Source organism: Paraglaciecola polaris LMG 21857 (assembly GCF_000315055.1).
GTDB lineage: Bacteria > Pseudomonadota > Gammaproteobacteria > Enterobacterales > Alteromonadaceae > Paraglaciecola > Paraglaciecola polaris.
The window spans coordinates 1-21,517 of the sequence record NZ_BAER01000083.1; the positions used below are offsets into that span (position 1 = coordinate 1).

General features: G+C 44.4%; 17 protein-coding genes and 1 pseudogene. 7 read left to right on the forward strand and 11 right to left on the reverse strand.

Features of this window, described 5'->3' with window-relative positions; all coding sequences use genetic code 11:
* Window positions 1-496: 496 nt before the first annotated feature.
* Entirely contained in the window at window positions 497-1,627 is a 1,131-nt protein-coding gene (locus tag GPLA_RS14640) for a M14 family metallopeptidase (protein WP_007105716.1), read from the reverse strand.
* Window positions 1,628-2,062: 435 nt separating this feature from the next.
* Between GPLA_RS14640 and GPLA_RS14645 the strand changes: the two are divergent.
* Window positions 2,063-3,040: pseudogene (locus GPLA_RS14645) on the forward strand (peptidase M14); the annotation flags it as partial.
* Between the two features lie 17 nt (window positions 3,041-3,057).
* Here GPLA_RS14645 and GPLA_RS14650 read toward each other — a convergent pair.
* The 3 genes from GPLA_RS14650 to GPLA_RS14655 form a co-directional block, all read right to left on the reverse strand.
* Window positions 3,058-3,534 (reverse strand): Lrp/AsnC family transcriptional regulator, encoded by a 477-nt coding sequence (locus GPLA_RS14650; RefSeq protein ID WP_007105718.1) that lies wholly within the window; start codon window positions 3,532-3,534, stop codon window positions 3,058-3,060.
* 148 nt (window positions 3,535-3,682) lie between these two features.
* Window positions 3,683-3,850 carry an anhydro-N-acetylmuramic acid kinase gene (locus tag GPLA_RS24355; protein WP_153810573.1) on the reverse strand — a complete coding sequence of 56 codons (168 nt, stop codon included), beginning with the start codon at window positions 3,848-3,850 and terminating at the stop codon, window positions 3,683-3,685.
* An 86-nt stretch (window positions 3,851-3,936) separates the two neighbouring features.
* The gene (locus GPLA_RS14655) at window positions 3,937-5,235 is read right to left on the reverse strand and encodes an OapA family protein (protein WP_007105719.1); all 1,299 of its coding nucleotides are present in this window, start codon (window positions 5,233-5,235) and stop codon (window positions 3,937-3,939) included.
* A gap of 210 nt (window positions 5,236-5,445) precedes the next feature.
* Between GPLA_RS14655 and tyrS the strand changes: the two genes are divergently transcribed.
* Window positions 5,446-6,645, forward strand: coding sequence for a tyrosine--tRNA ligase (gene tyrS, locus GPLA_RS14660; protein ID WP_007105720.1), 1,200 nt, complete (start codon window positions 5,446-5,448; stop codon window positions 6,643-6,645).
* Window positions 6,646-6,690: 45 nt separating this feature from the next.
* Here the strand turns inward: tyrS and GPLA_RS14665 are convergent, their stop codons facing one another.
* From GPLA_RS14665 to GPLA_RS14690, 6 genes are all read right to left on the reverse strand, one after another.
* Window positions 6,691-7,110: a DUF2721 domain-containing protein gene (locus GPLA_RS14665; RefSeq protein ID WP_007105721.1), complete on the reverse strand. Its 420-nt coding sequence runs from the start codon at window positions 7,108-7,110 to the stop codon at window positions 6,691-6,693.
* 81 nt (window positions 7,111-7,191) lie between these two features.
* Window positions 7,192-7,635 carry a hypothetical protein gene (locus GPLA_RS14670; RefSeq protein ID WP_007105722.1) on the reverse strand — a complete coding sequence of 148 codons (444 nt, stop codon included), beginning with the start codon at window positions 7,633-7,635 and terminating at the stop codon, window positions 7,192-7,194.
* A gap of 84 nt (window positions 7,636-7,719) precedes the next feature.
* Window positions 7,720-8,559: a cobalamin-binding protein gene (locus tag GPLA_RS14675; protein ID WP_226993119.1), complete on the reverse strand. Its 840-nt coding sequence runs from the start codon at window positions 8,557-8,559 to the stop codon at window positions 7,720-7,722.
* A 39-nt stretch (window positions 8,560-8,598) separates the two neighbouring features.
* Window positions 8,599-9,540, reverse strand: a complete 942-nt coding sequence (locus tag GPLA_RS14680; protein ID WP_007105724.1) for a cobalamin biosynthesis protein CobD/CbiB — start codon at window positions 9,538-9,540, stop codon at window positions 8,599-8,601.
* 29 nt (window positions 9,541-9,569) lie between these two features.
* Window positions 9,570-10,283: a 5'-methylthioadenosine/adenosylhomocysteine nucleosidase gene (locus tag GPLA_RS14685; RefSeq protein ID WP_007105725.1), complete on the reverse strand. Its 714-nt coding sequence runs from the start codon at window positions 10,281-10,283 to the stop codon at window positions 9,570-9,572.
* Window positions 10,284-10,496: 213 nt separating this feature from the next.
* Entirely contained in the window at window positions 10,497-11,615 is a 1,119-nt protein-coding gene (locus GPLA_RS14690; protein ID WP_153810574.1) for a DcaP family trimeric outer membrane transporter, read from the reverse strand.
* Between the two features lie 386 nt (window positions 11,616-12,001).
* On the opposite strand from GPLA_RS14690, the gene acs reads away from it, so the two are divergent.
* Together acs and GPLA_RS14700 are read left to right on the forward strand one after the other, a co-directional pair.
* Window positions 12,002-13,942, forward strand: coding sequence for an acetate--CoA ligase (acs, locus tag GPLA_RS14695; RefSeq protein WP_007105727.1), 1,941 nt, complete (start codon window positions 12,002-12,004; stop codon window positions 13,940-13,942).
* A gap of 25 nt (window positions 13,943-13,967) precedes the next feature.
* A complete protein-coding gene (locus GPLA_RS14700) occupies window positions 13,968-14,627 on the forward strand; it encodes a response regulator transcription factor (protein ID WP_040514935.1) in 660 nt (219 codons plus the stop codon).
* On the opposite strand, the gene GPLA_RS14705 is transcribed toward GPLA_RS14700, so the two are convergent.
* Complete coding sequence (locus GPLA_RS14705) at window positions 14,575-18,012, reverse strand: PAS domain-containing hybrid sensor histidine kinase/response regulator (protein WP_007105728.1); 3,438 nt, start codon at window positions 18,010-18,012, stop codon at window positions 14,575-14,577. The two genes, GPLA_RS14700 and GPLA_RS14705, sit on opposite strands and share 53 nt — an antisense overlap.
* 158 nt (window positions 18,013-18,170) lie before the next feature.
* Here GPLA_RS14705 and GPLA_RS14710 point away from each other — a divergent pair, with 158 nt between their 5' ends.
* The 3 genes from GPLA_RS14710 to GPLA_RS14720 all read left to right on the forward strand — a co-directional run bounded on the left by GPLA_RS14710 (window position 18,171) and on the right by GPLA_RS14720 (window position 21,516).
* The gene (locus tag GPLA_RS14710) at window positions 18,171-18,437 is read left to right on the forward strand and encodes a DUF4212 domain-containing protein (RefSeq protein WP_007105729.1); all 267 of its coding nucleotides are present in this window, start codon (window positions 18,171-18,173) and stop codon (window positions 18,435-18,437) included.
* Between the two features lie 10 nt (window positions 18,438-18,447).
* The gene (locus tag GPLA_RS14715) at window positions 18,448-20,169 is read left to right on the forward strand and encodes a sodium:solute symporter family protein (RefSeq protein ID WP_007105730.1); all 1,722 of its coding nucleotides are present in this window, start codon (window positions 18,448-18,450) and stop codon (window positions 20,167-20,169) included.
* A 201-nt stretch (window positions 20,170-20,370) separates the two neighbouring features.
* Window positions 20,371-21,516 carry an FIST signal transduction protein gene (locus GPLA_RS14720; protein ID WP_007105731.1) on the forward strand — a complete coding sequence of 382 codons (1,146 nt, stop codon included), beginning with the start codon at window positions 20,371-20,373 and terminating at the stop codon, window positions 21,514-21,516.
* The last annotated feature ends 1 nt before the right edge of the window (window position 21,517 follow it).

The following is a 21,517-nucleotide window of genomic DNA, read 5'->3' on the forward strand; positions in this document are numbered from 1 at the left end:
GAGTTAGCCTGGCACTACCTTTACAGCAAGCATAATCTTAGGGGGCGATTTCTCATAGTTGGATATAGCTGAGTGTTAGGCAGGCACTACCTTTACGGCAAGCATAAACTTAGGGGGCGATTTCTCATAGTTAAAGGAAGATCAGCAATCATTAAAAATAAAGCGGCTCTAATTTATTTAGCCGAAGAGTTTATGAATGTATCGTAAGCCTGTAAAAAATGCTTGGATCTCACGATACTTTTTATTGCTATTAGCAGCTTGTAGACGATGGAGGGCTTGATCCTCAAATAAGTAGAAGTTCGTAGAACAGAAAATCTAAAAGTCTCGTGGACGAAGCCATAGAGAAGTCAGACATTGAATCAGCGTTCGAGTATTCGGCTTATGACCACAACAGAACGACTAATGAATAGCGTAAAAAGGTGTTTACGTATCAGAGTAGCGATCAGCTGCTTCATTGCAGAATGATAAGTGAATGCTGCCGGATGCTGATAATAGTCTAAATTTTAAAGTAATTGGTAAAGCACTTATATATTTGTGTACCACCCAGCACGCTAGCCGAAGGGAAATGTAATATAGGTATCAAGTCACATGGAGCGTTAACATTACTAACAGCATCTTCACCTTCTAGCTCATCAATATTCAATACACGAGCCATCACTTCGCCTTTCTTTATGTACTGCCCTGGCTTCGCAACATATTCGACCATTCCTCCGAAACGACTATACATTATTTTATAGTCTTTCAGGTAAACTGCTTGGCGTGTCATAATCTTAGGGTGCTCTAGCGGAGTCACAAAGCATTCCTTGTATGAGAGATAACATAAAATACCATCTGCATCGACTTTTCCAGCATCAATATCAATTACCTCCTGAGAGCCCATTTCAACTGTAAATGCCTCAATTCCAAAATCCCAATTAACCCCGGGAAATCGCTCATGTAGTGAATCACTCAAGGACCACCATGGGCAAAAAGTCGCTTCGTCTAATGCACCAGAAAACTTGTTAGGGATCAGAATAACGTGGGGAATATTAAAATATTTTGAAGATTCTTTTGCATATTCCGGAACATAAATATGTCTTGTCGAGACAGGTCCATTGTGGAGGTCTAAAACTATGTCGGCGTGTAAAGCCATAAGCTGTAACTTTAAATTTAAACACTCTGCGAGCCCCAAACCCCATTCATTTTCGAGTCTTTTTTCTATTGAGGCCGTCAGTTTTTGTCGATACTCGTATTTAATTTCTTCTATAGAATTTTCAGGGTTAATTTTTTCAGAGAATTCTGCGATTAAGTCCTCGTTGTAATGATATGCCCTATTCCAGTTCTGACCATTTACTGGATCGAACCGCCCCAATGTATACTCACCTGACTTCAAATTACTACCAACGGGGTTACAATTTGGTACCAATGTAACTTCTCCTCTTAAATTAGCACTTTGGAGAGCCTTTAAGATGTGTAGTAATACTGTATTTCCTTGAACTTCCGCTCCGTGAATGGAGCTCTGAATGTATACTTTAGGACCAGGGACACTGCTAACAAACTTGTAGATTGGCACATTTAAATTTCTACCAGATGCGTTTTGGGCGACTACAAGGTATTCTTTTGAAAACGTTACGTTGGGTGACTGCATTGGAATTACCTTTGATTTTCCATCAAATAGAATTATGACGGTACTTTACTTAGTTCATGCTGACAGTAGGACCATTATTTTTTCATATTCAATACTAGTGCTACAAGGTAATGTTTAATAAGTTTGGTGGTATAGCTCAAGATGTTTGAACATAGCACCTTGATACAAAAAGGAAGTTTCAGCCAATGACTATTTATCTTGGGATAGTATAAATGCACTCACAATAAGTAGTATTGGATTCCAGTTTCTGCATAACGGTAAAGTATCCTAAAAAATTCAAGTTATCTTAATACTGCTCTATTTTTAGACATCTAAACCAAAAACTAAAGTATCTTTTTAAAAAAATGACGGATTAAAAAATAGATACTTAAACACCATTAAGTTGTTAATAATTATAAATATTTATTAGTAACCTGTATTAATTTTACATATTATATACAAGGAAATGTGGTTATTTATCACCTGATTCAACTTTTGAAGCAACAACCCATTCGCGGCGAAGTCATCTTGGTACCTAACTGTAATCCCGTGGGTACCAATATCAAAGCCGGAGAATATACCCTAGGACGCTTCGACCCAGTCAACGGTACGAATTGGAACCGAGGCTATTTTTATGATGAGAGTTTGATCCACGATTTTGCACAAAGCGTGCAAGACGAGGAATCAATAGAGCAGATAAAAGAGCGCTTTCGTCAGCAGATCAAACAAATATTGGCGGATAAGTTGGAAGAACCTTGGGGCATAGGTTTGGCACAGCGACTAAATTTGAAACTACAGCAGTTGGCGTTTGATGCTGACTTCGTACTCGACTTACATAATGGTCCTGTTTCTACCAGACATATTTATGTGCCTGAATACGCGAAAGCATCAGCCAGCTTATTTAATATTCCGCACGTTATCCTGATCCCAAATAAATTCGCGGGAGCATTAGACGAAGCCACTTTTTGCCCTTGGTGGACGTTACAAACATTACTCAGTGATAAGCGCCAACAATTGGTTGAGTTTGGCGTTGAAGCTTTTACGTTAGAAATGGGCAGCCAAGAGGTGATTAACTTTTCTGAAGGCGAATATGATGCCGACAGCATTTTAGCGTACCTTAATGCCAAAGGCTGTTTGTTAGGGAGCGATGTTCAACCGCAATCCATGCGCCGTATCGCGACTATGTTGAAAAACTATAAAGTTCTGTATACCCAGCAGGGCGGCATGGTGGAATATTTAGCAAAACCGGGTGAGACAGTCAAAAAGGGGCAACCTTTGGCTAAATTACTTAACGTAGATGAGTTAGATACCCCTAATGCGACGGAGTTGATGCTGGCTGAATGCGATTTGATCCCTATGTTACATTTTCCTTCGGCTTCTATTTTGAGTGGCACCCAATTGTATAAGTGTTTTACCGAGTATTTCGAGTTATAACCTCGAAATACTCAGTGTTAAAACTGAGGTAACTGCTGAGAACTTCTATGTTCATAAACCAAAGCGCTCTCTACGTGATTAACCTCAGGTCTAGCGGTGAGCTGATCAAACACAAAATCACGTAGATGACTCGAATCAGTGACGGTCACATGGAGTAAAAAGTCGATATTCCCTCCCATATGAAAAACACTTAGCACTTCTGGTAAGGGCAGTAGTTCGGCCACAAACTCGTCTACTGCTAAGCGGTTGTGGTCTGACAGCCGAATAGAGATCATTGCCTGTATATGACCACCTAACGCATTTAAATCAACCTGCAAAGAAGCACCCTGAATAATGTGTTCTGTTTGCAGCCGTTTAATCCGCTCAAGGCATGACGACGGCGCTAAACCTACCCGTTTGGCAATGTCTTTATTAGTCGTACGAGCGTCTTCATATAGAGCTGCAAGTATGGCTAAGTCGATGGTATCTAGTGGGCGACTGTTTTTTTTATGCATTATTATTTCTTTCATCGATGATGAGGGCAATATGTGCCGAATATGGTTTTTTGGCTAGCCTGGTTCACTGGTTGAGCTCACCTTACAAAGCGGGAGCATACTTTGTCGCTCCCGCAGCAAAGATATAAACGGCTTCAGTCGCTGAAAATTACTCTATATGCAGTGCAATACTTTTAGCCGTGAAGATCACAAGGTAGTTTGGGTGCCTTTTGCATATAAGCGCGACCTGACATTGCAAGCAAGCCTTATTAAAGAGTTCACGACCTGTGCTTTTCAGTGCAGGAAGCGCAAAATAAGGTGTGCTAAAAGCTTTCATCTAGCTAGTTGTTAGGCTGCCATTCTTTATCAGATTCGTAGTTTTGCCAGTGTATCGCTTACACTAGGCATCCAATAAAGTGCGCGTTAATTCATTGCCAACATAATGCGCTTACTGGTACTTAGTAGATCCAGTTGTTGTTTTGCGACGAGTTCAAAAGCCGCTCGCTCTTTTTGCGCTATGGGTAATGCTTTGGGCAGGGCAACGGTTCGAGGATTGCGGTGCACACCGTCGACTAAAAACTCGTAGTGAAGATGCGGGCCAGATGCCAAGCCAGTAGAGCCAACGGTACCGATTATATCGCCCTGTTTTACGCTTTGCCCGACTTTGACATTTCGTTTAGTAAAGTGCAGATATTTCGTAACGTACTTTTCACCGTGCTGAATGAACACGTGGTTGCCATTGTACTTGTCGTACGACGAGCGAATAACTTTTCCGTCACCTGCAGCCATAACCGGCGTGCCTCGGCTCGCCGCGTAGTCCACTCCACGATGAGCTTTCCAACGCTTTTGTACTGGGTGGAAGCGGCGTTTTTTAAAGCTAGAGCTGATGTATTTAAAGCTAACAGGGGCCCTCAAAAAGCTCTTACGCATGCTGCGGCCTTCAGGGGTGTAATAGTTTCCATCAGAGTAACGAATGGCGGTAAACGTATTTCCGCTGTTGGTGAATTCAGCGGATACGATATCGCCGTACTCAACAAACTCACCATCTATGTATTTTTCTTCAAACACGACGTTAAAGTTGTCACCTTGACGTATCTCTAAGGCAAAATCGATATCCCAACCAAAAATAGCCGCAAGACCCATAATCTGACTTTCTGACAAATGCGCTTTTACACCGGCATTCCAGAAACTGCTATTGATTTCGCCTTGGGCGTAATTTAAGCGGGTGTCTACGTGCTTTTTATCTACTTTGGATACTAATTTACCGGTTTCATCTGGCTGAATAAGCAAGGTTTCAGTATTCGAAAAGGCATAACCTAGGCCAGAAAATTCGCCGTCATTATCAATTTGCAAAGACACCAACTGACCAGGACGAATTTTAAGTAACATTTTAGCTAAATCGCCAGCGCTGCTGACATTATATGTATCCCTGGCCGACAACCCTGCACGTGAAAATATCTTGGCTAAAGTGTCACCCCGTTTAACCTGAAAGGTTTTCCACTCGAGGTCATCATTTATCTCTGCCTCGGTGCTAGTGACTAGATGTTCGGTAGCAATAGGGAGTTCGTAGCGCTTGCCTATTTCGAGCAGTGCAGCCTCTGTATTACGGGACGCACTGGCCCGATCTGAAGGAAATAAAGCCAGAACTAGCACGATGAATGCGAGGGAGATAACGGCCCATTTATGGGCTTTAGGTAACTGTGAAAAAGCTTTTTGTACCACGGGAAAATTCAACTCATACGACTTTGAAGTGTGCAGAATATAATGATTGAGCAGTATTTTCTATAGGGAGGTCGTTTTTTGTACGTTTTAACGTCGCATGGGCGGCAATATTAAGCTGATTAATCCTTATACGCCCTTTCAATACCAGTCTCTGCAACGTAAAATGCTTGCTTAAAATTTTTCATATTCACAAATTGATAAGGGTCTAAGATGGCAGATTGGCAGAGCGCATTTGCTGAGCTTCAGCGTGGTGCTGAAGAAATATTGTTGGAAGAAGAGCTGATTGCCAAGTTAAAAGAAGGCAAACCGTTAAAAATCAAAGCAGGCTTTGATCCTACAGCGCCTGATTTGCATCTTGGCCACACAGTTTTAATCAATAAACTACGTTCATTTCAGCAGCTTGGACATGAAGTTATTTTCCTCATTGGTGACTTTACTGGAATGATTGGCGACCCGACAGGTAAAAATATCACTCGTAAGCCACTTACCCGAGAAGACGTACTCGCCAACGCTGAAACTTACAAAGAACAAGTGTTTAAAATCCTCGATCCTGCTAAAACAACCATTCGCTTTAATTCACAATGGATGGAAAGCTTAGGTGCGTCAGGCATGATTAAACTGGCGTCAAGCCAGACTGTTGCGCGCATGCTTGAACGTGATGATTTTAAAAAACGTTACGCAAATGGCCAACCCATTGCCATCCATGAGTTTTTATATCCCCTTGTGCAAGGTTGGGACTCCGTCGCGCTAGAATCTGACGTAGAGTTAGGTGGTACCGATCAGCGTTTTAACTTACTAATGGGGCGCGAGCTGCAAAAAGGCCAAGGTCAGCGACCACAAACCGTTTTGATGATGCCCTTGCTTGAAGGGTTAGACGGCGTACAAAAAATGTCTAAGTCGCTGGGCAACTATATCGGTATTACTGATTCACCAAGTGATATGTTTGGTAAAATAATGTCAATTTCTGACGATTTGATGTGGCGTTACTACGATTTACTTAGCTTTAAGCCCATTGAGGAAATTAAGCAATACAAAGAGCAAGTTGTTGCTGGCACAAATCCAAGAGACATTAAAATTGCCTTGGCCAAAGAGATTATTGCACGCTTTCATGATGAAGCCGCTGCTGAAGCTGCGCATCACGAATTTATTCAGCGTTTTCAAAAAAATGCTATCCCCGACGAAATGCCAGAATTTAATTTTGTCCCTGGGGACGAGGGCATGGCTATTGCCAATTTGCTTAAAGACACAGGCTTGGTGGCATCTACCTCGGAAGCCATGCGTATGATCAAACAAGGCGCGGTGAAAATGGATGGCGAAAAAGTGGTGGATCAAAAAGTATTGCTCACATCACTTAAACAAGCCGTATTTCAAGTAGGGAAACGTAAGTTTGCCCGTGTGACGATAGCGTAATGGACGACGGCGGTGTACTCATTTAGTTGAATATACCGCGTGTTCTTATTGTGATTTTTCTCGGGAATATTTGCGCTTTTTTCTATCCAGATTAAAATGACTTAAATGCAAGTCCAGTGCTTCTACTGAGATATTTATCTCTCTTACCGACAAACCCAACGAATATAACAACAACACTAAACTCCCTGCGAATATGCTGCTGCCTATAGTCTGATAATTGGCGTATATAGCAAGCATGGACAGCACACACAGAAAAAAACTAAACGCGCCAAATTCCTGCATGCGTTTAATCAACTGAATACGTTTTCGTAAATTATTAATTTGCGCGTGAGTATTTTCTTGATCTTGGGTTGGGTCAAGATTTCGAATCGTGCTTGCCAGAGTCAAGAAACGGTTGGTGTAAGCCAGTAAAAGCAGAGAAATCGCCGGAAATAACATGGCTGGGGTGGTTAACGTAATATTCATGTAGTTGAAGCAGCCTGATCAGTAAAGCATACGGGCATTATGCCACAGATTGAAATTGTGCCTACGCTCTGATGATACTACTTACCCAGTCTTTACCATGGTTGCAGGTAAATGCACGGCAAGCTCTTGCTCTAATTGACGCTTGGCCAATGAGATTGAATCAAATAGGCGCTCTTTAATTGGCGTACTAATCCCGACTTGCTTACGGAGGTTTTCGAGCTGGGATATACCCACCACAGACGTTAAGCAATAGGCATCAGCGACGCAGTTATTTTCTACCGCCATGATGTATGCCTCTTGCAGATAACGCTCTGCTTGGGGAGTGGCGGCGAGATGAAGCTGCGCATTACCAAGGTAGGCCCAAGGGAGACCGTTAAATTCCTTAACGATTTGAGTCAAACTTCTTACATAACGCTGGGCAATCAGATCGCAGCAGGCACCGCTAAATGTAGAAACAACTATATCCTTTGAAACGCGAATAGAGCAACTACCTAAGGCAGTTTTGAACGCAAACTTTTGGTGCATATACCGCTCTGATGATTTGGACCGATGTTCGCTTAATGATTTTCTAGAAGCAAAAACAGAATTTATCAAGTGGAAGGAAAAACATTACCCATTGTTGCGTATTTTATTACACAAAGTGGTCAGTCCATTAAGGAGGCGGGGGGTAAAGCGGTGGAGTTTATCGGGATTAACGACAATTACAGGGGCGGGTATCAGATCGCGTTTATCATGCCAGAACGATTCTGCTTCGTCGGGAGAAACGTGCATGGCTGCAATCATGAGGGTCGGTTGCTTGCGCGCGACTTGTTCTATGTTGACCTGTGGATAGTCAGTTGGGGCACTGGCAAACACATTGTGTGCACCACAAATTTCTAGCAGGTGTGTTGCCCAAGCGTTTGGCCCTATGCTCATCAGTGGTGTCGGCCACATATAATAAAATACATCGACTTGTGGAGCGCCCGCAAACTGCTGTTTTAAGCTTAATAAACGACGCGTAAAGTCACTCGCCAGTACTTCTGCTTCCGGAGCTCTAGCAATAAAGGCTCCTAATGCACGTATATCTTGTGAAATTCCAGCAGGTTGCTTAGGACCAGACAAATACACTTTAAACCCTAAGGTTGCTAGCTTGGTTAAATCTTGCGGTTTATTGCCACCTTGCCAAGCTACGATGAGATCTGGAGATAAACGCAATATTTGTTCAAAATCTAGCCCATGATAACTGGCAACCTTGGGTAAGGATTGCGCTTGTTCTGGAAAATCGCTGAAGTCACTGACCGCCAACAACTGTTGACCTGCACCTAACGCATAGATTAATTCAGTGGTATGTGGCGCCAAGCTGATGATGCTAGGTTTCGCTTGGGTTGCTATTTCTGCATGGGCGTCGCTTAGCGCTATAAAACAAACATAAAAAATCGTTAAAATGAACAACCGGGTAAGGTTTATCACATAAGATACCAAAGCGTTCATGAGTTTTGCATAGTCATGCTATTGACTTAATCCGTATAGCGCACCGACGACAAATAAACTTAATGCCCAAAGGGAAAATTTAGCTAACAGAATATGATTGAACGTACTTTGTATATCGTGGGTTAGAGCAAAACGCTGGCCGCCACACTTGGTTGAGCGCTTTTTGTATCCATCATAAATAACCGGGCCACTTAACTGTACTCCTAATGCACCACCATGTAGCGCGAGTACGACTTGATGGGTGCTACTCGACGCGGGTAAGGCACGTAACGCCTTGAACGCATGAGATACGTTGCCTAACAAGGCAAAAATCGCAGCTGACATGCGCAGTGGCAACCATTGAATAATTGCAAGAAACTTGGCACAAGGTTGACCAAAATATCTGAAGCGCTTGAGCTTGATATTCCAGCAGTGAGAGAAGTCATAAGTCAGACGAACTGACAACGCGAGAACCGGCCCAAATAGTAAAAACACTACAATCGTAAACACGTATTGCTGATGAAAGCGCAGCAGTAAACTTTCAATACAGGTTTTAATCATTCCCACCTCAGAAAGCGATGCTGTCTCACGTAAGACCATTGGGTCTAGGGTTTGTCTGGCGAGGACTTTTTTGTTGGACGTAAGGGCATGTTGCACTTTTTTAGCGCGCAGCAGTATGGACTGGTATTGCAGTGCAACTAACAGCAGAAGTCCGTCGAAAAAGAGTGGGAATTCGGCCATATTGGTAAAAATGGCTAATATTATTGCTATCGGGCTTATTAAAACTAATGGAGCTAATGTGCCAGATATGCGCTGTTGTAATGCATCTCTATCCGCTGATGGGTGGACTTTGTCTGCCATTCGATCCGCCACAATGCGCGCAAAGCTCAGAGGGTGGAAGCGGTCAGGCCAGCGCAGCACGCTTTCAATCAGCATGACCACCCCCAGCACCCAAACAGGCTGAAGTAAGGGGGAACTCATTAATGCATCAATGTCACTAGGCAAGGTTATTAGACTGAATGATGTTGGTTGTTGAGCGCTGATATCATACCCATTACCAACATTGCAGAGTGCTTAGCGGCCTGCTCTAAATAGGTTTGGAAGGAAACAGTGGAAGCCTTCCCTGCTATATCCGATAAGGAACGAATAACTAAAAAGGGAACACCAAGTAAGTGACAGGTCTGTCCTATCGCAACTCCTTCCATTTCAGCTGCCGCAATTGTTGGAAAATTAGCCAATAATTTAGCAGCGGCTTCGTCGCTGCCAATAAACGCATCGCCAGTGCAAATAAGTCCGCGTTTGATTTTGACTTCTCCTAATGAGTGTGCTGCCTGTTCAGCTGCATCAATAAGCGTGGGGTCACAGACGAAGGTTTCAGGCATACCTGCACATTGCCCCAGCGCATAGCCAAAATGGGTTAAATCGGCATCGTGGTGAACGACTTCGTTAGCGATAACGACATCGCCAATACTGAGGGCTTGGTCAAAGCCGCCAGCAGAACCGGTATTGACCACGTAATCAGGAGCGAATTTATCGACTATGATTGTGGTAGCAACGGCAGCCGCGACTTTACCGATGCCGCATTTTACCAGCACCACGTCTACATCATTAAGTTGCCCGGTGTAAAGAGTGAGGTGAGCATGTTTGTGTTCTTGCAACTGACGGATTGATTGCTTTAGCAGCGTAATTTCTTCATCCATTGCACCTAAAATGGCAATTTTCATAATGTATTGTTCACTTAACTTAAAATAATGAACGAAGTTTATTACGTATGGGATGAATATGGAACAAATCAGCTTAATGGACGAACCCCTAGACTTTTTTACGGGGCACGCTGAAGATAAAAAAGCGCCAGCAAAAAGATGATGGCGCAAAACGAGCAAGCAAGTTGGGATTTGCTGCAAGTTTAAGCTCGTAATGCAGGTGACCTATCGTGCTTAAAACGCATATTTGGCCGAAAACTGAAGGCGATTCATATCACCGTCTATATTTGATTCAAGGGTTTTCTGTGCATACGCATACTCTGCGCCAAAGGTCAGTTCAGGAGCAGGGGAATAAAGAATATTTGCTCTTACGCTGTAAGTCTCTTTAAGCACATTTACACCAGTCAAAGTTGTATCGTTGTCGGCGCTGAACACAGCATAACTGAAAGTACTGCGCCATTTTTCGTCCCAAAAGTGGCGATAAGCGAGCGTAAGACCACGAACGTTAATGGCGTCAAGTTCATTGTTGGCATCCAATACGGCACCGTTTACTGCATTAAGGGCGATGTATCGACCTAAACCCGTGCCAATATTTGCCATGATACGCAGGTCATCTTCGCCCAATTTAATTTTACTGGTGATGCTCAGTCCATACCCTACCTCAGCGCTGTCAATGTCATTGCCATTTTGCTTGTTTTCGTAAGCGAGTTGGCGGACTAGACCTGCTACTGCAACATGGCCCCAGGCTTGGTTGAAGGTATAGCGGGCAGCTAAATCGGGCACTGAGTTATCATCGGTGACAATGCGCCCGTTCCCGCCAAATGGTGAAACCGTTGTTTCTGGATTCTCTAAAGATACTTCGAATGCACCTGATGTGTACTTCAACATAGTTTGACGGACGAATACCGTGCCGTCGGTTACACCAATGAAATCTAGCGATTCTGGGAGTGTTCTAACGTCTTGAAAAGTCGACCAGGTTTGTCCGATCAACCAATTATTGTATTTTAAAAAAGCGTGTCTGATACGTGGTTGGTAGGAGTTACTTACTCGCTCGTTACCGTCAGGGGTGGTATGGAAATCAAACTCGAGCACACCGGTGATTTTATCATTGTTACTGAGCAGGGTAGTGGTCGTAAAGCGAAAACGGGATTGCTTGATATGGGCGTCAAATTGAGCACTTTCTTTTACTCCCCCAGTTGGCGTGAGGCTAGGGATATAAAAATCTCGTCCAATACTGCCTGAGCCTAATGTGCCATCACTATATTGGCTAACCATTGCATCGGCTTTGATATAACCGCTAAATGTGAAAGAGGTTTCTTGTAACGGGTTAGCGTTAGAGCATGAAGCGGCCATAATAGAGCTGACTACGAGTCCACTAATTACCAAGTGAGTAAATTGCCGAGTGAGTGTCATTTTGATTTCCATCGTTATGATTTGAGGCGGTAATTACTTTGGAACAGGTTTTGACAACTCGCTATAAGCGCATGGTCTATGAGACCAGGGTCGTATGCTGAATTTTACGGGAAAACACCAGATAGTGCTGATGGGGGCGAACACATCGCCATGCTTTTAAATGTTAGGCGCGCAGACTAGAGGATTGTTAAATATTATGGAGGCTTGTGCTATTTTGTTTGACTATTTGTAATTGAAGGATAAGACCAAGGTCTCATTCCGGTTTACGTGCTTACGAGTACAGTGCTCAATATTCTTATTTGTGTATTCAGTTTTTGGAGTCAATTATGTCGCAACAAATCTATCCTGTTCCAGCACACGCTAAAGAGCGCAGCCACCTTACACCTGACGATTATCAGCGTATGTATACTCAGTCGGTGGAACAACCGACTGAATTTTGGGCCGAACAAGCCAAAACAATCGATTGGATTAAAGCCCCCACTAAAATTAAAAATACCTCGTTCGACGCACACAATGTGAGCATCAAGTGGTTCGAAGATGGCGAATTGAATGTAGCCTACAACTGTATCGATCGACATTTGGCCAAACGAGGTAACGTTACAGCGTTTATTTGGGAGGGTGACGACCCCCATAGTCATGACATTATTACTTATCATCGTTTGCACGATGAAGTGGCTAAAATTGCGAACGGTTTACGCAAGTTAGGCGTGTGTAAAGGTGACAGGGTTGCCATTTATATGCCGATGATCCCACAGGCTGTATATGCCATGTTAGCCTGCGCCAGAATTGGCGCGGTACACACGGTTATTTTTGGTGGGTTTTCACCTAATGCTATCGCCGATCGCGTGAACAATTGTCAAGCTAAGGTGTTGATTACTGCCGATGAAGGTTTAAGAGCTGGCAAGCATATCCCGCTTAAAGTTAACGTAGATACTGCTTTTGCAGAGCATGATTGTCCAAGTATGGAGCAAGTTGTCGTGTTCAAGCATACGGGGAACGAGGTGAGTTGGGGTAAAAATGATATCTGGTGGCATGACTTAACCGCTGATTGTTCAACGGATTGTCCTCCTGAGGCGATGAACGCTGAAGACCCGTTATTCATTTTGTATACCTCTGGCTCAACTGGGCAACCAAAAGGTGTCGTACACACCACGGGTGGTTATTTAGTTTGGGCATCAATGACCCATAAGTACGTGTTCGACTATCAACCCGGTGAAGTGTATTGGTGTGCGGCCGATGTAGGTTGGGTAACGGGTCATAGTTATATTGTGTACGGGCCTCTAGCGAATGGTGCAACAAGTGTGATGTTTGAAGGTGTACCGACCTATCCAGACGTGCGCCGTATCGGTCAGATAATCGATAAGCACAAGGTCAACATTCTATATACTGCGCCGACTGCTATTCGTGCATTAATGGCTCACGGAGATTTCCCTGTCGAGGGAATTAGTGGTGAGTCATTGCGTCTACTCGGTTCTGTTGGCGAGCCCATTAACCCTGAAGCTTGGCAATGGTATTACACTACGGTTGGTCAGTCTCGTTGTCCTATTGTGGATACGTGGTGGCAAACCGAAACCGGTGGCGCCATGATCACGCCACTGCCAAGCGTAACCGCCATGAAGCCAGGAGCCGCGAGTCATCCATTTTTCGGGGTACAGCCCGCATTGGTGGACGGCGAAGGTCATGAATTAGCGGGCGCTACTGAAGGCAACTTGATCATAAAAGACAGTTGGCCAGGGCAAGCGCGGACTGTTTATGGCGATCATGAGCGCTTTGTGCAAACGTATTTCACGACTTATCCGGGCACGTATTGCACGGGAGATGGTGCTCGGCGTGACGAGGATGATTATTTTTGGATCACTGGGCGTGTTGATGACGTACTGAATGTCTCTGGTCACCGTTTAGGAACCGCCGAAATCGAGAGCGCGTTAGTGTCTCACTACGCGGTAGCGGAGGCGGCTGTAGTGGGTTATCCCCATGATTTAAAAGGTCAGGGTATATACGTGTATGTTATGCCTAACGAGGGTGTCGAGGTCACGGATGAACTAAGCAAAGAGTTGTCTAATTGGGTACGTAAAGAGTTGAGTCCTATTGCGACTCCTGATCTTATTCAATGGTCTGCAGGGTTACCTAAGACACGCTCTGGTAAAATTATGCGCCGTATTTTACGTAAGATTGCGGCAAATGAGTATGAGCAACTGGGAGATACTTCCACCTTGGCTGACCCAAGTGTAGTTGACACGTTGATAGAACAGCGTTTAAATCGCTAGCGTCGAGTAAAAATAACAGCCAAATATGATAACGCTACTTGTTGCAGATGATCACCCTTTGTACCGCGATGCTTTACGCGGAGCTCTGACTATGTCTTTCAGTGATTTAAAACTGTTAGAAGCCGCCGATCTGATGCAAACCGTAGCGTTATTAGAACAACACTCAGACATCGATTTACTGCTACTTGATTTACATATGCCGGGTAGCGGTGATTTGTTTGGCTTAATTCACATCCGTAAGTTGTTTCCTGAGCTGCCGGTGGCCGTGGTTTCTGGCTTGGATGAACCGACTATCATTACCAAGGTGATTAACCTCGGAGCCCTCGGTTTTGTCCCTAAAACAACGGGGGCGGCGCAGATTGCGCATGCAGTAACTAGCATGCTTGAAGGTGATATTTGGCTACCTGAAGGTTATGCCAGTGACGGCGTGGAGTTGGACAACGCTTTTACTGAACTGGCCGACAAAATAGCAAGTTTAACGCCTGCTCAGTACAAGGTACTTTGTTACATGCGTGATGGATTGCTGAATAAGCAAATTGCCTATAACCTCGATATTGCCACTGCTACCGTCAAAGCCCATGTGACTGCGATCTTCAAGAAATTACATATTAATAATCGTACTCAAGCCGTGCTTATTGCCTCGCAACTTCAGCTTGAGCCGCCTGCAGCAACGCCCTCAACTTAGCGGGTTTAACTGGCTTAGATAAGTATCCACAGCCCTGTTCTTGGCAGCGTTCAATCAGCCCAGTTTCAATGTTCGCAGTGATCAGTATTGCCGGAACCTGACCTGGTGTTTGTTCTGCGAGCTGCCTTCTTAATAACGCAATAAGTTGTAGTCCATCTACATCACTGCTTAATTGAAAGTCCATTAAAATGACATCCGGTGTAAAGTCACCAAGAGAGGCTAGTGCATCGGCGGGCGTTTGCGCGCAATGCGCGATAACTTTCCATTTCACCAGTAAGGATTGCAGGGCATCGAGATTTTGCATTTGGTCGTCTACGCACAGCACTTTTAGTTCATGTAAGCCCACCTTGTTAACTTTCATAACGGGCTTGGCTTTGAGAGGTTCACAAAGGGGTAATTGGATGCTAAAGCAACTACCATGGTGGAGCTTGGAGCTAACGCGCAGATTGGCTTGTAAAATTGCGCTTAGCCGTTGCACGACTCCTAAACCTAAGCCAACTCCTTGTTGCTGGTTTCCACTGACACGATAAAAATCGCTGAAAATCTTATCTAATTGTTGTGGTTCGATACCCGTGCCAGTATCGAATACTTGGAATAATACTTTATCTCCCCGTTGCCTGACTGATACCAACACACCACCTGATTCTGTATATTTCAGCGCATTTGACAGGAAGTTTTGCATGATGCGGTAAAGATAAGTGCGATCTGTTTTTACCCATATTTCAGGAATACGCGAGCGCAGTTGTAACCCTTTTTGCTCGGCAATAAGCTCAAACTCAGCCACAAGTGGTTGTAACACATCTTGAACATTGGTTGCGTGAGGCTCAGGCTGAAGTTCACCTTGATCGAGTCGTGCAATATCCAGTAATGTCGCTATTAATGCCTCACTGGCTTGAATACTGTTTGATAATTTCCCCACAGTTTGCCGGGCGTCGTCATTTAATACGGCTTCTTGCAGCGCCCCAAGGTAAAGTTTTGCGGCATTGAGTGGCTGTAAAATATCGTGGCTGGCCAGTGCCAAAAAGCGTGTTTTACTGGCATTAGCCTGTTCAGCAGTGCTTCTAGCGCTCACCAATTGTGTTTCTGCTTGGGCACGCCTTTGTATCTCAGATCTCAATTCAGCGTTGATGGTTTGCACTTCTTGTGTACGTTTTTGAATGCGATTTTCTAAATCTATGTTCGCTTCTTTGAGGGCATGTTGGGTCTCAATGTGTTCAGTAACATCATTGAAACTGGTGACAAAGCCACCGCCAGGCAAAGGCGTGCCAATCATTTCCAATGTTCGTCCATCACTTCGTTGGCGTAAGAATCGATGGCTGGTGCCTTTACGCATATGCTCAAGTCGTTTATGCACTAAATACTCTACTTCCCCAGAGCCACATTCACCGCGTTGAGCGTTGTACCTGACTAAGTCTTCGATGGGACGACCCACACGGATCATATTTGCTGGATAACTAAAAAGTGCTAAGTAGCTTTTATTCCACGCGACTAGATTGAGATCCCGATCGATCACACTTATGCCTTGCTCTAGGCTTTCAAGGGAGGCGACTAAGGCACTCATGTTAAATTGTATTGCCTGGGTTGTATCGTCGAAAAAGTTAACGACTTCTTCGAAATTGAGTTTCTTGCCGCTAATGGCGCTGTCTACTAATGCTTTGGCAGAAGACGCACCAATGACTCCACCTAACGCCCGTTCACTGAACAGCACAAACTCTTCACTGGCAGACTCGGCGGGGTTGAGTATTTGGCCATTTCGTTGCTGGTAATCACTGAGCAATTGACGGCAGCGCTTTTCACCTAAAAAGGTACTCAATAGGGTTTGCAAATCTTCAACTGTAGTGTGGGTGCGCGGTGTATTGTGCTGCTTGCTTTTATCATCTGTGGTGGTGACAAAAGCTTCAGCTTGGATCCGATCGATTAAACGCACATCGGCCACATATGAAAACAACATATAGGCAAGGGTGTTAGCGAGTAAACTATAAATGGCTACGGCATTAATCGTGTCGTTTAATAACAAATTCTGCCCAGAGTCGTTTAATAACGGCAGCAATAGCCATAATATCCACGAGCCTATCCCGACCATCAAGCCCGCATAAACACCTTGTGCATGACCACGTTTCCAATACAAACCGCCGATTATGGCGGGCATAAGTTGTATCACTAAGGAAAAAGCAATTAAGCCGATAGAAGCTAACGAGCGGCTGTCAGTCATTTGCTGATAATACAAAAAAGCTAAAAACAGAATTCCAGCAATCACCAACCTACGGATCAATAAAATACGTTTAGTGAAATTCGGGGGCGCATTGGCGCTGCGATGCTCTGACAGTAAGTTCGGTAAAATGACATCGTTCGTTAGCATGGTACTAAGGGTCAAAGTAGCGACAATGATCATGGCTGTAGCAGCGGATAACCCGCCGACAAAGACCAGCATCTGCAACAATATACTGCCGCTGTTGATTGCCATACCCAAAACATAGGTATCGGGCTCTTGGCTTGTATAGCGAAACATTTCATCCCCAGCGGCAGAAATAATGGGGATCAGGACCGCAATGCACAAAAGATAAAGTGGGAATAACCAGCGTGCAGTTTTTAAGTGACTGAGCTTTAAGTTGTCTACAATGGCGACATGGAATTGCCGGGGTAGGCACACCACAGCACCAGCTGCCATTAGGGTTTGGGCCACAAACGAAAACGACAAAATATTGTCCATTGCTTCGTAGGTCGTAAATTTGCCAAGTAATGGTGCGCTAGAAGTTTGGCTATAGGCTAGATAACCAAAAGTGGCGACCGCAATAAGTGCACATAGTTTTATCACCGACTCGAAAGAAATGGCAACCATCAAACCCCGACGATACTCAGTGACATCTGTGTGCTTAGTACCAAAATAAATGGAAAATAGTGCGATAAAAGTGGTGGCACCCAGTACGACTAACTCAGCGTGAGTTTGCCCTGAAAACATTAAAAATGCTGAACCGACCGCTTTTAGCTGCAATGCTATATAAGGAATGGTCGCCAGTAGCGCTATCAAAGTAACGAGTAAGGCGATAGTTTGACGTTTACCGTAACGTGATGAAATAAAATCAGCAATGGTGGTGATGTGCTGACGTTTGCTTACGGCAATCAATTTGCGTAAAAATCGATATCCAAATAGATACAGCAACATAGGCCCGAGTAATATGGGTAGGTAATCCCAAGTATCTCTAGATGCCTCACCTACCGAGCCAAAAAACGTCCATGCGGTGCAATAAATGGCCAAAGCTAACGAGTAAATCGCTGGATGCGAGCTTATTCGTTTTGCTAGCGCACTATTGCCATCACCCCATTTGGCTACCCAAAACAAGCCCGTTAAATAGATGATGGCGAGTACCATCCAACCTAGTGCCATAAAACTCTCAACTTATTTTCGGCGTAAGACGTTTATTTATCAGGACTTTAGCACAGCCTATTGCACTAAATCACCCAGTAAGACCATGGTCTCATTCCGTCTTATAAAACATAAGACTAAAGTTATTTACATCTTATTAACCTTGAATGAGAAACAACATGGCATTTAGAAATGAAGACGACAAAAAAGCATACTGGCGGGAGAACCTCGCTCTGATGGCAAAACTACTGGTTATTTGGTTTGTTGTGTCCTTTGGTTTCGGTATTTTGCTGGTGGACGTACTCAACCAAATTCAGGTCTTTGGCTTTAAGTTGGGCTTCTGGTTTGCCCAGCAAGGCGCAATTTATGTTTTTGTCGCGTTGATATTTATCTACATGTACAAAATGAATCAACTCGACAAGCGCTACGGCGTCGACGAAGAATAGGAGCAGGGCTATGGATGTTCAATTATTAACCTTTATTATCGTAGGCGCGTCGTTCGCATTATATATAGCCATTGCCATATGGGCGCGAGCTGGGTCTACACAAGAATTTTATGTGGCAGGTGGCGGAGTTCACCCGATTGCTAACGGTATGGCAACGGCTGCGGATTGGATGTCAGCAGCATCTTTCATCTCGATGGCTGGGCTTATATCATTCATGGGATACGACGGTGCTGTATATTTACTAGGTTGGACCGGAGGATATGTATTACTTGCCTTGTGTCTTGCTCCGTATCTGCGGAAGTTTGGTAAGTTTACCGTGCCGGACTTTATAGGCGACCGCTATTATTCTCAAACTGCACGTACGGTGGCGGTTATCTGCGCGATATTTGTATGTTTTACCTATGTAGCAGGTCAAATGCGCGGAGTTGGTGTGGTCTTCAGTCGTTTCTTGGAAGTGGATATTGTCACCGGTGTTGTTATCGGTATGGCAATCGTATTTTTCTACACAGTGCTTGGCGGCATGAAAGGTATAACCTACACCCAAGTTGCACAGTACTGCGTACTGATTTTTGCTTACTTGGTGCCTGCTGTCTTTATCTCAATACTGGCAACAGGCCATGTGTTACCGCAAACAGGTTTTGGCGCGTCCTTGGCGGACGGGTCAGGTGTGTACCTGCTCGACAAATTAGATGGGCTCTCAACCCAGCTGGGATTTAACGAGTATACGTCCGGCACAAAAGGCACGTTCGATGTGTTCTGCATTACTGCCGCTCTCATGGTGGGAACCGCTGGATTACCCCACGTCATTGTACGCTTCTTTACCGTACCCAAAGTGCGTGATGCCCGTAAGAGCGCGGGTTGGGCATTGTTATTTATCGCTATTTTATATACTACTGCGCCTTCTATCGCTGCATTTGCACGTGTAAACATGATAGAAACCATTAATGGCCCAACGGTTAATGAACAAGTGGCTACCGGCACACCTCACAGCGAAGCACCAAGTTGGATCACTAGCTGGGAAAAAACGGGACTTATCAGCTGGGACGATAAAAACCAAGATGGTAAAATGTTCTATTCAGGTGATGAGCGCAATGAAATGCACGTAGACCGGGACATTATTGTCATGGCCAATCCAGAGATTGCCAATCTACCAGCATGGGTGATTGCTTTGGTCGCAGCTGGTGGTATTGCAGCAGCGCTTTCTACGTCAGCAGGTTTGTTGTTGGTTATTTCAACGTCGGTATCCCATGACTTATTAAAGCGTAATTTAATGCCAAATATTTCGGATAAAAAAGAGCTGTTTTATGCCCGTCTGGCGGCAGGCGTTGCTATCGTTATTGCAGGGTACTTTGGTGTTAATCCGCCCGGATTTGTCGCACAAGTAGTTGCCTTTGCGTTCGGCTTAGCAGCTTCGTCGTTCTTCCCTGTCATCATTTTGGGGATATTCATGAAGCGTATGAATGACAAAGGCGCTATTTCTGGCATGCTCGCCGGAATAGGTTTTACTGCTGCGTATATTATCTACTTTAAGTTTGTTAACCCAGCAGCCAATGTGGCTGAAAACTGGTGGTTTGGTGTCTCGCCTGAAGGCATTGGAGCAATCGGTATGTTGGTTAATTTCGCTGTGGCGTTATTGGTCTTTAAAATGACGAAGGAAGCCCCCCAAGAGATCCAGCAATTAGTCGAGGATATTCGTTATCCAAAAGGTGCGGGAGAGGCAACTGCGCATTAACGAATCGGTAGCGATACAATCAATATCGGGGTGTTAAAAATACCCCTTTACTACAAAAGCGCCCACTCGTTCCGGCGCTTTTTATTTTCCGCCAACTTCTGGTTGAGCAGTCGTCACTCAGCGCTGGTAATTTAAGCGTTTTTAGCTATTATTGTTGTCATATCAAACATTTAAAATTTTTTTGCAGTGACAAGGACGTTGATGGCGGTATTTACCGATGTACGATTTACCTCGGATGTGACAGTTCAAGCGTTAGCCGAGAGTGTGAGCCTGCTGATGTCCAGTAATCCTAAGGGGATCATGCTCCTGTGCACTGATAAGGCCGCATCTTGGGGGGAAACGTTTAACCTATGGGTAAATAAACTCAAAGTGCCAATCTTCGGTGGGGTATTCCCTGGTCTTATCGTCAACTCTCGATTCGAGCCTAAAGGGATTTTGGCGGTGGGGTTGGCCAATGATATACATGTCTCGGTAATTGAAAATATTTCAAACATCTCGCCTCATTCCGTAAATGTAAGCTTAACTTCCTCGTCTGTTCACTCAGTTGTGATTATGGTGGATGCCTTATCAAGGCAAATCGATGGTTATTTACAACAGGTACTGCATTCGATATCTGATGATTGTTGCGTATTCGGCGGCGGAGCAGGTACCTTAGCCTTTCATCCGCAGCCCTGTCTTTTCAGCCCTAAAGGTATGCATCAAGATGCCATGTTATTGGTCGAAATGACCACTGAATGGGATTTAGCCGTTGGGCATGGTTGGGAAGTGCTCGCGGGTCCTTATTTAGCGAACAAAGTCGATGATAACCGAATTGTTGAACTCAATTTTGAGTCCGCGGACAAACTTTATCAACGTGTGGTCGAAGAGCACAGCTCCCTGTTATTTGATGAGCACGACTTTTTTGATATCGCGAAAACCTTTCCTTTTGGCTTAGCACGGCTGGACGACACAGTCCTTATTCGCGATCCCATTAAAGTTGATGAAAAAGGACTGATTTGTGCTGGAGACATACCGGAAAACACCATGTTGTATATTATGCGCGGGGACGCGCAAAAATTAATTTCAGCAGCATCAGGAGCGGTGAGAAATACGCTTGTTAATATGATATCTACACAACATATGGGTGACTGTATATTGTTCGATTGTGTGAGTCGGCAATTGTTTCTGCGTGACGAATTTACTCGCGAATTACAGCAAATCCATGCTGAACTGGGCCAGCATCATCGGCTTGTTGGCGGGTTAGTGTTAGGCGAGATTGCCCTAGATGAAAGCGGTATATTGAGTTTGCATAATAAAACTGCTGTAACGGCACTAGCTCGAGTCAACGCTGAGGAACGGGTCAGATGAT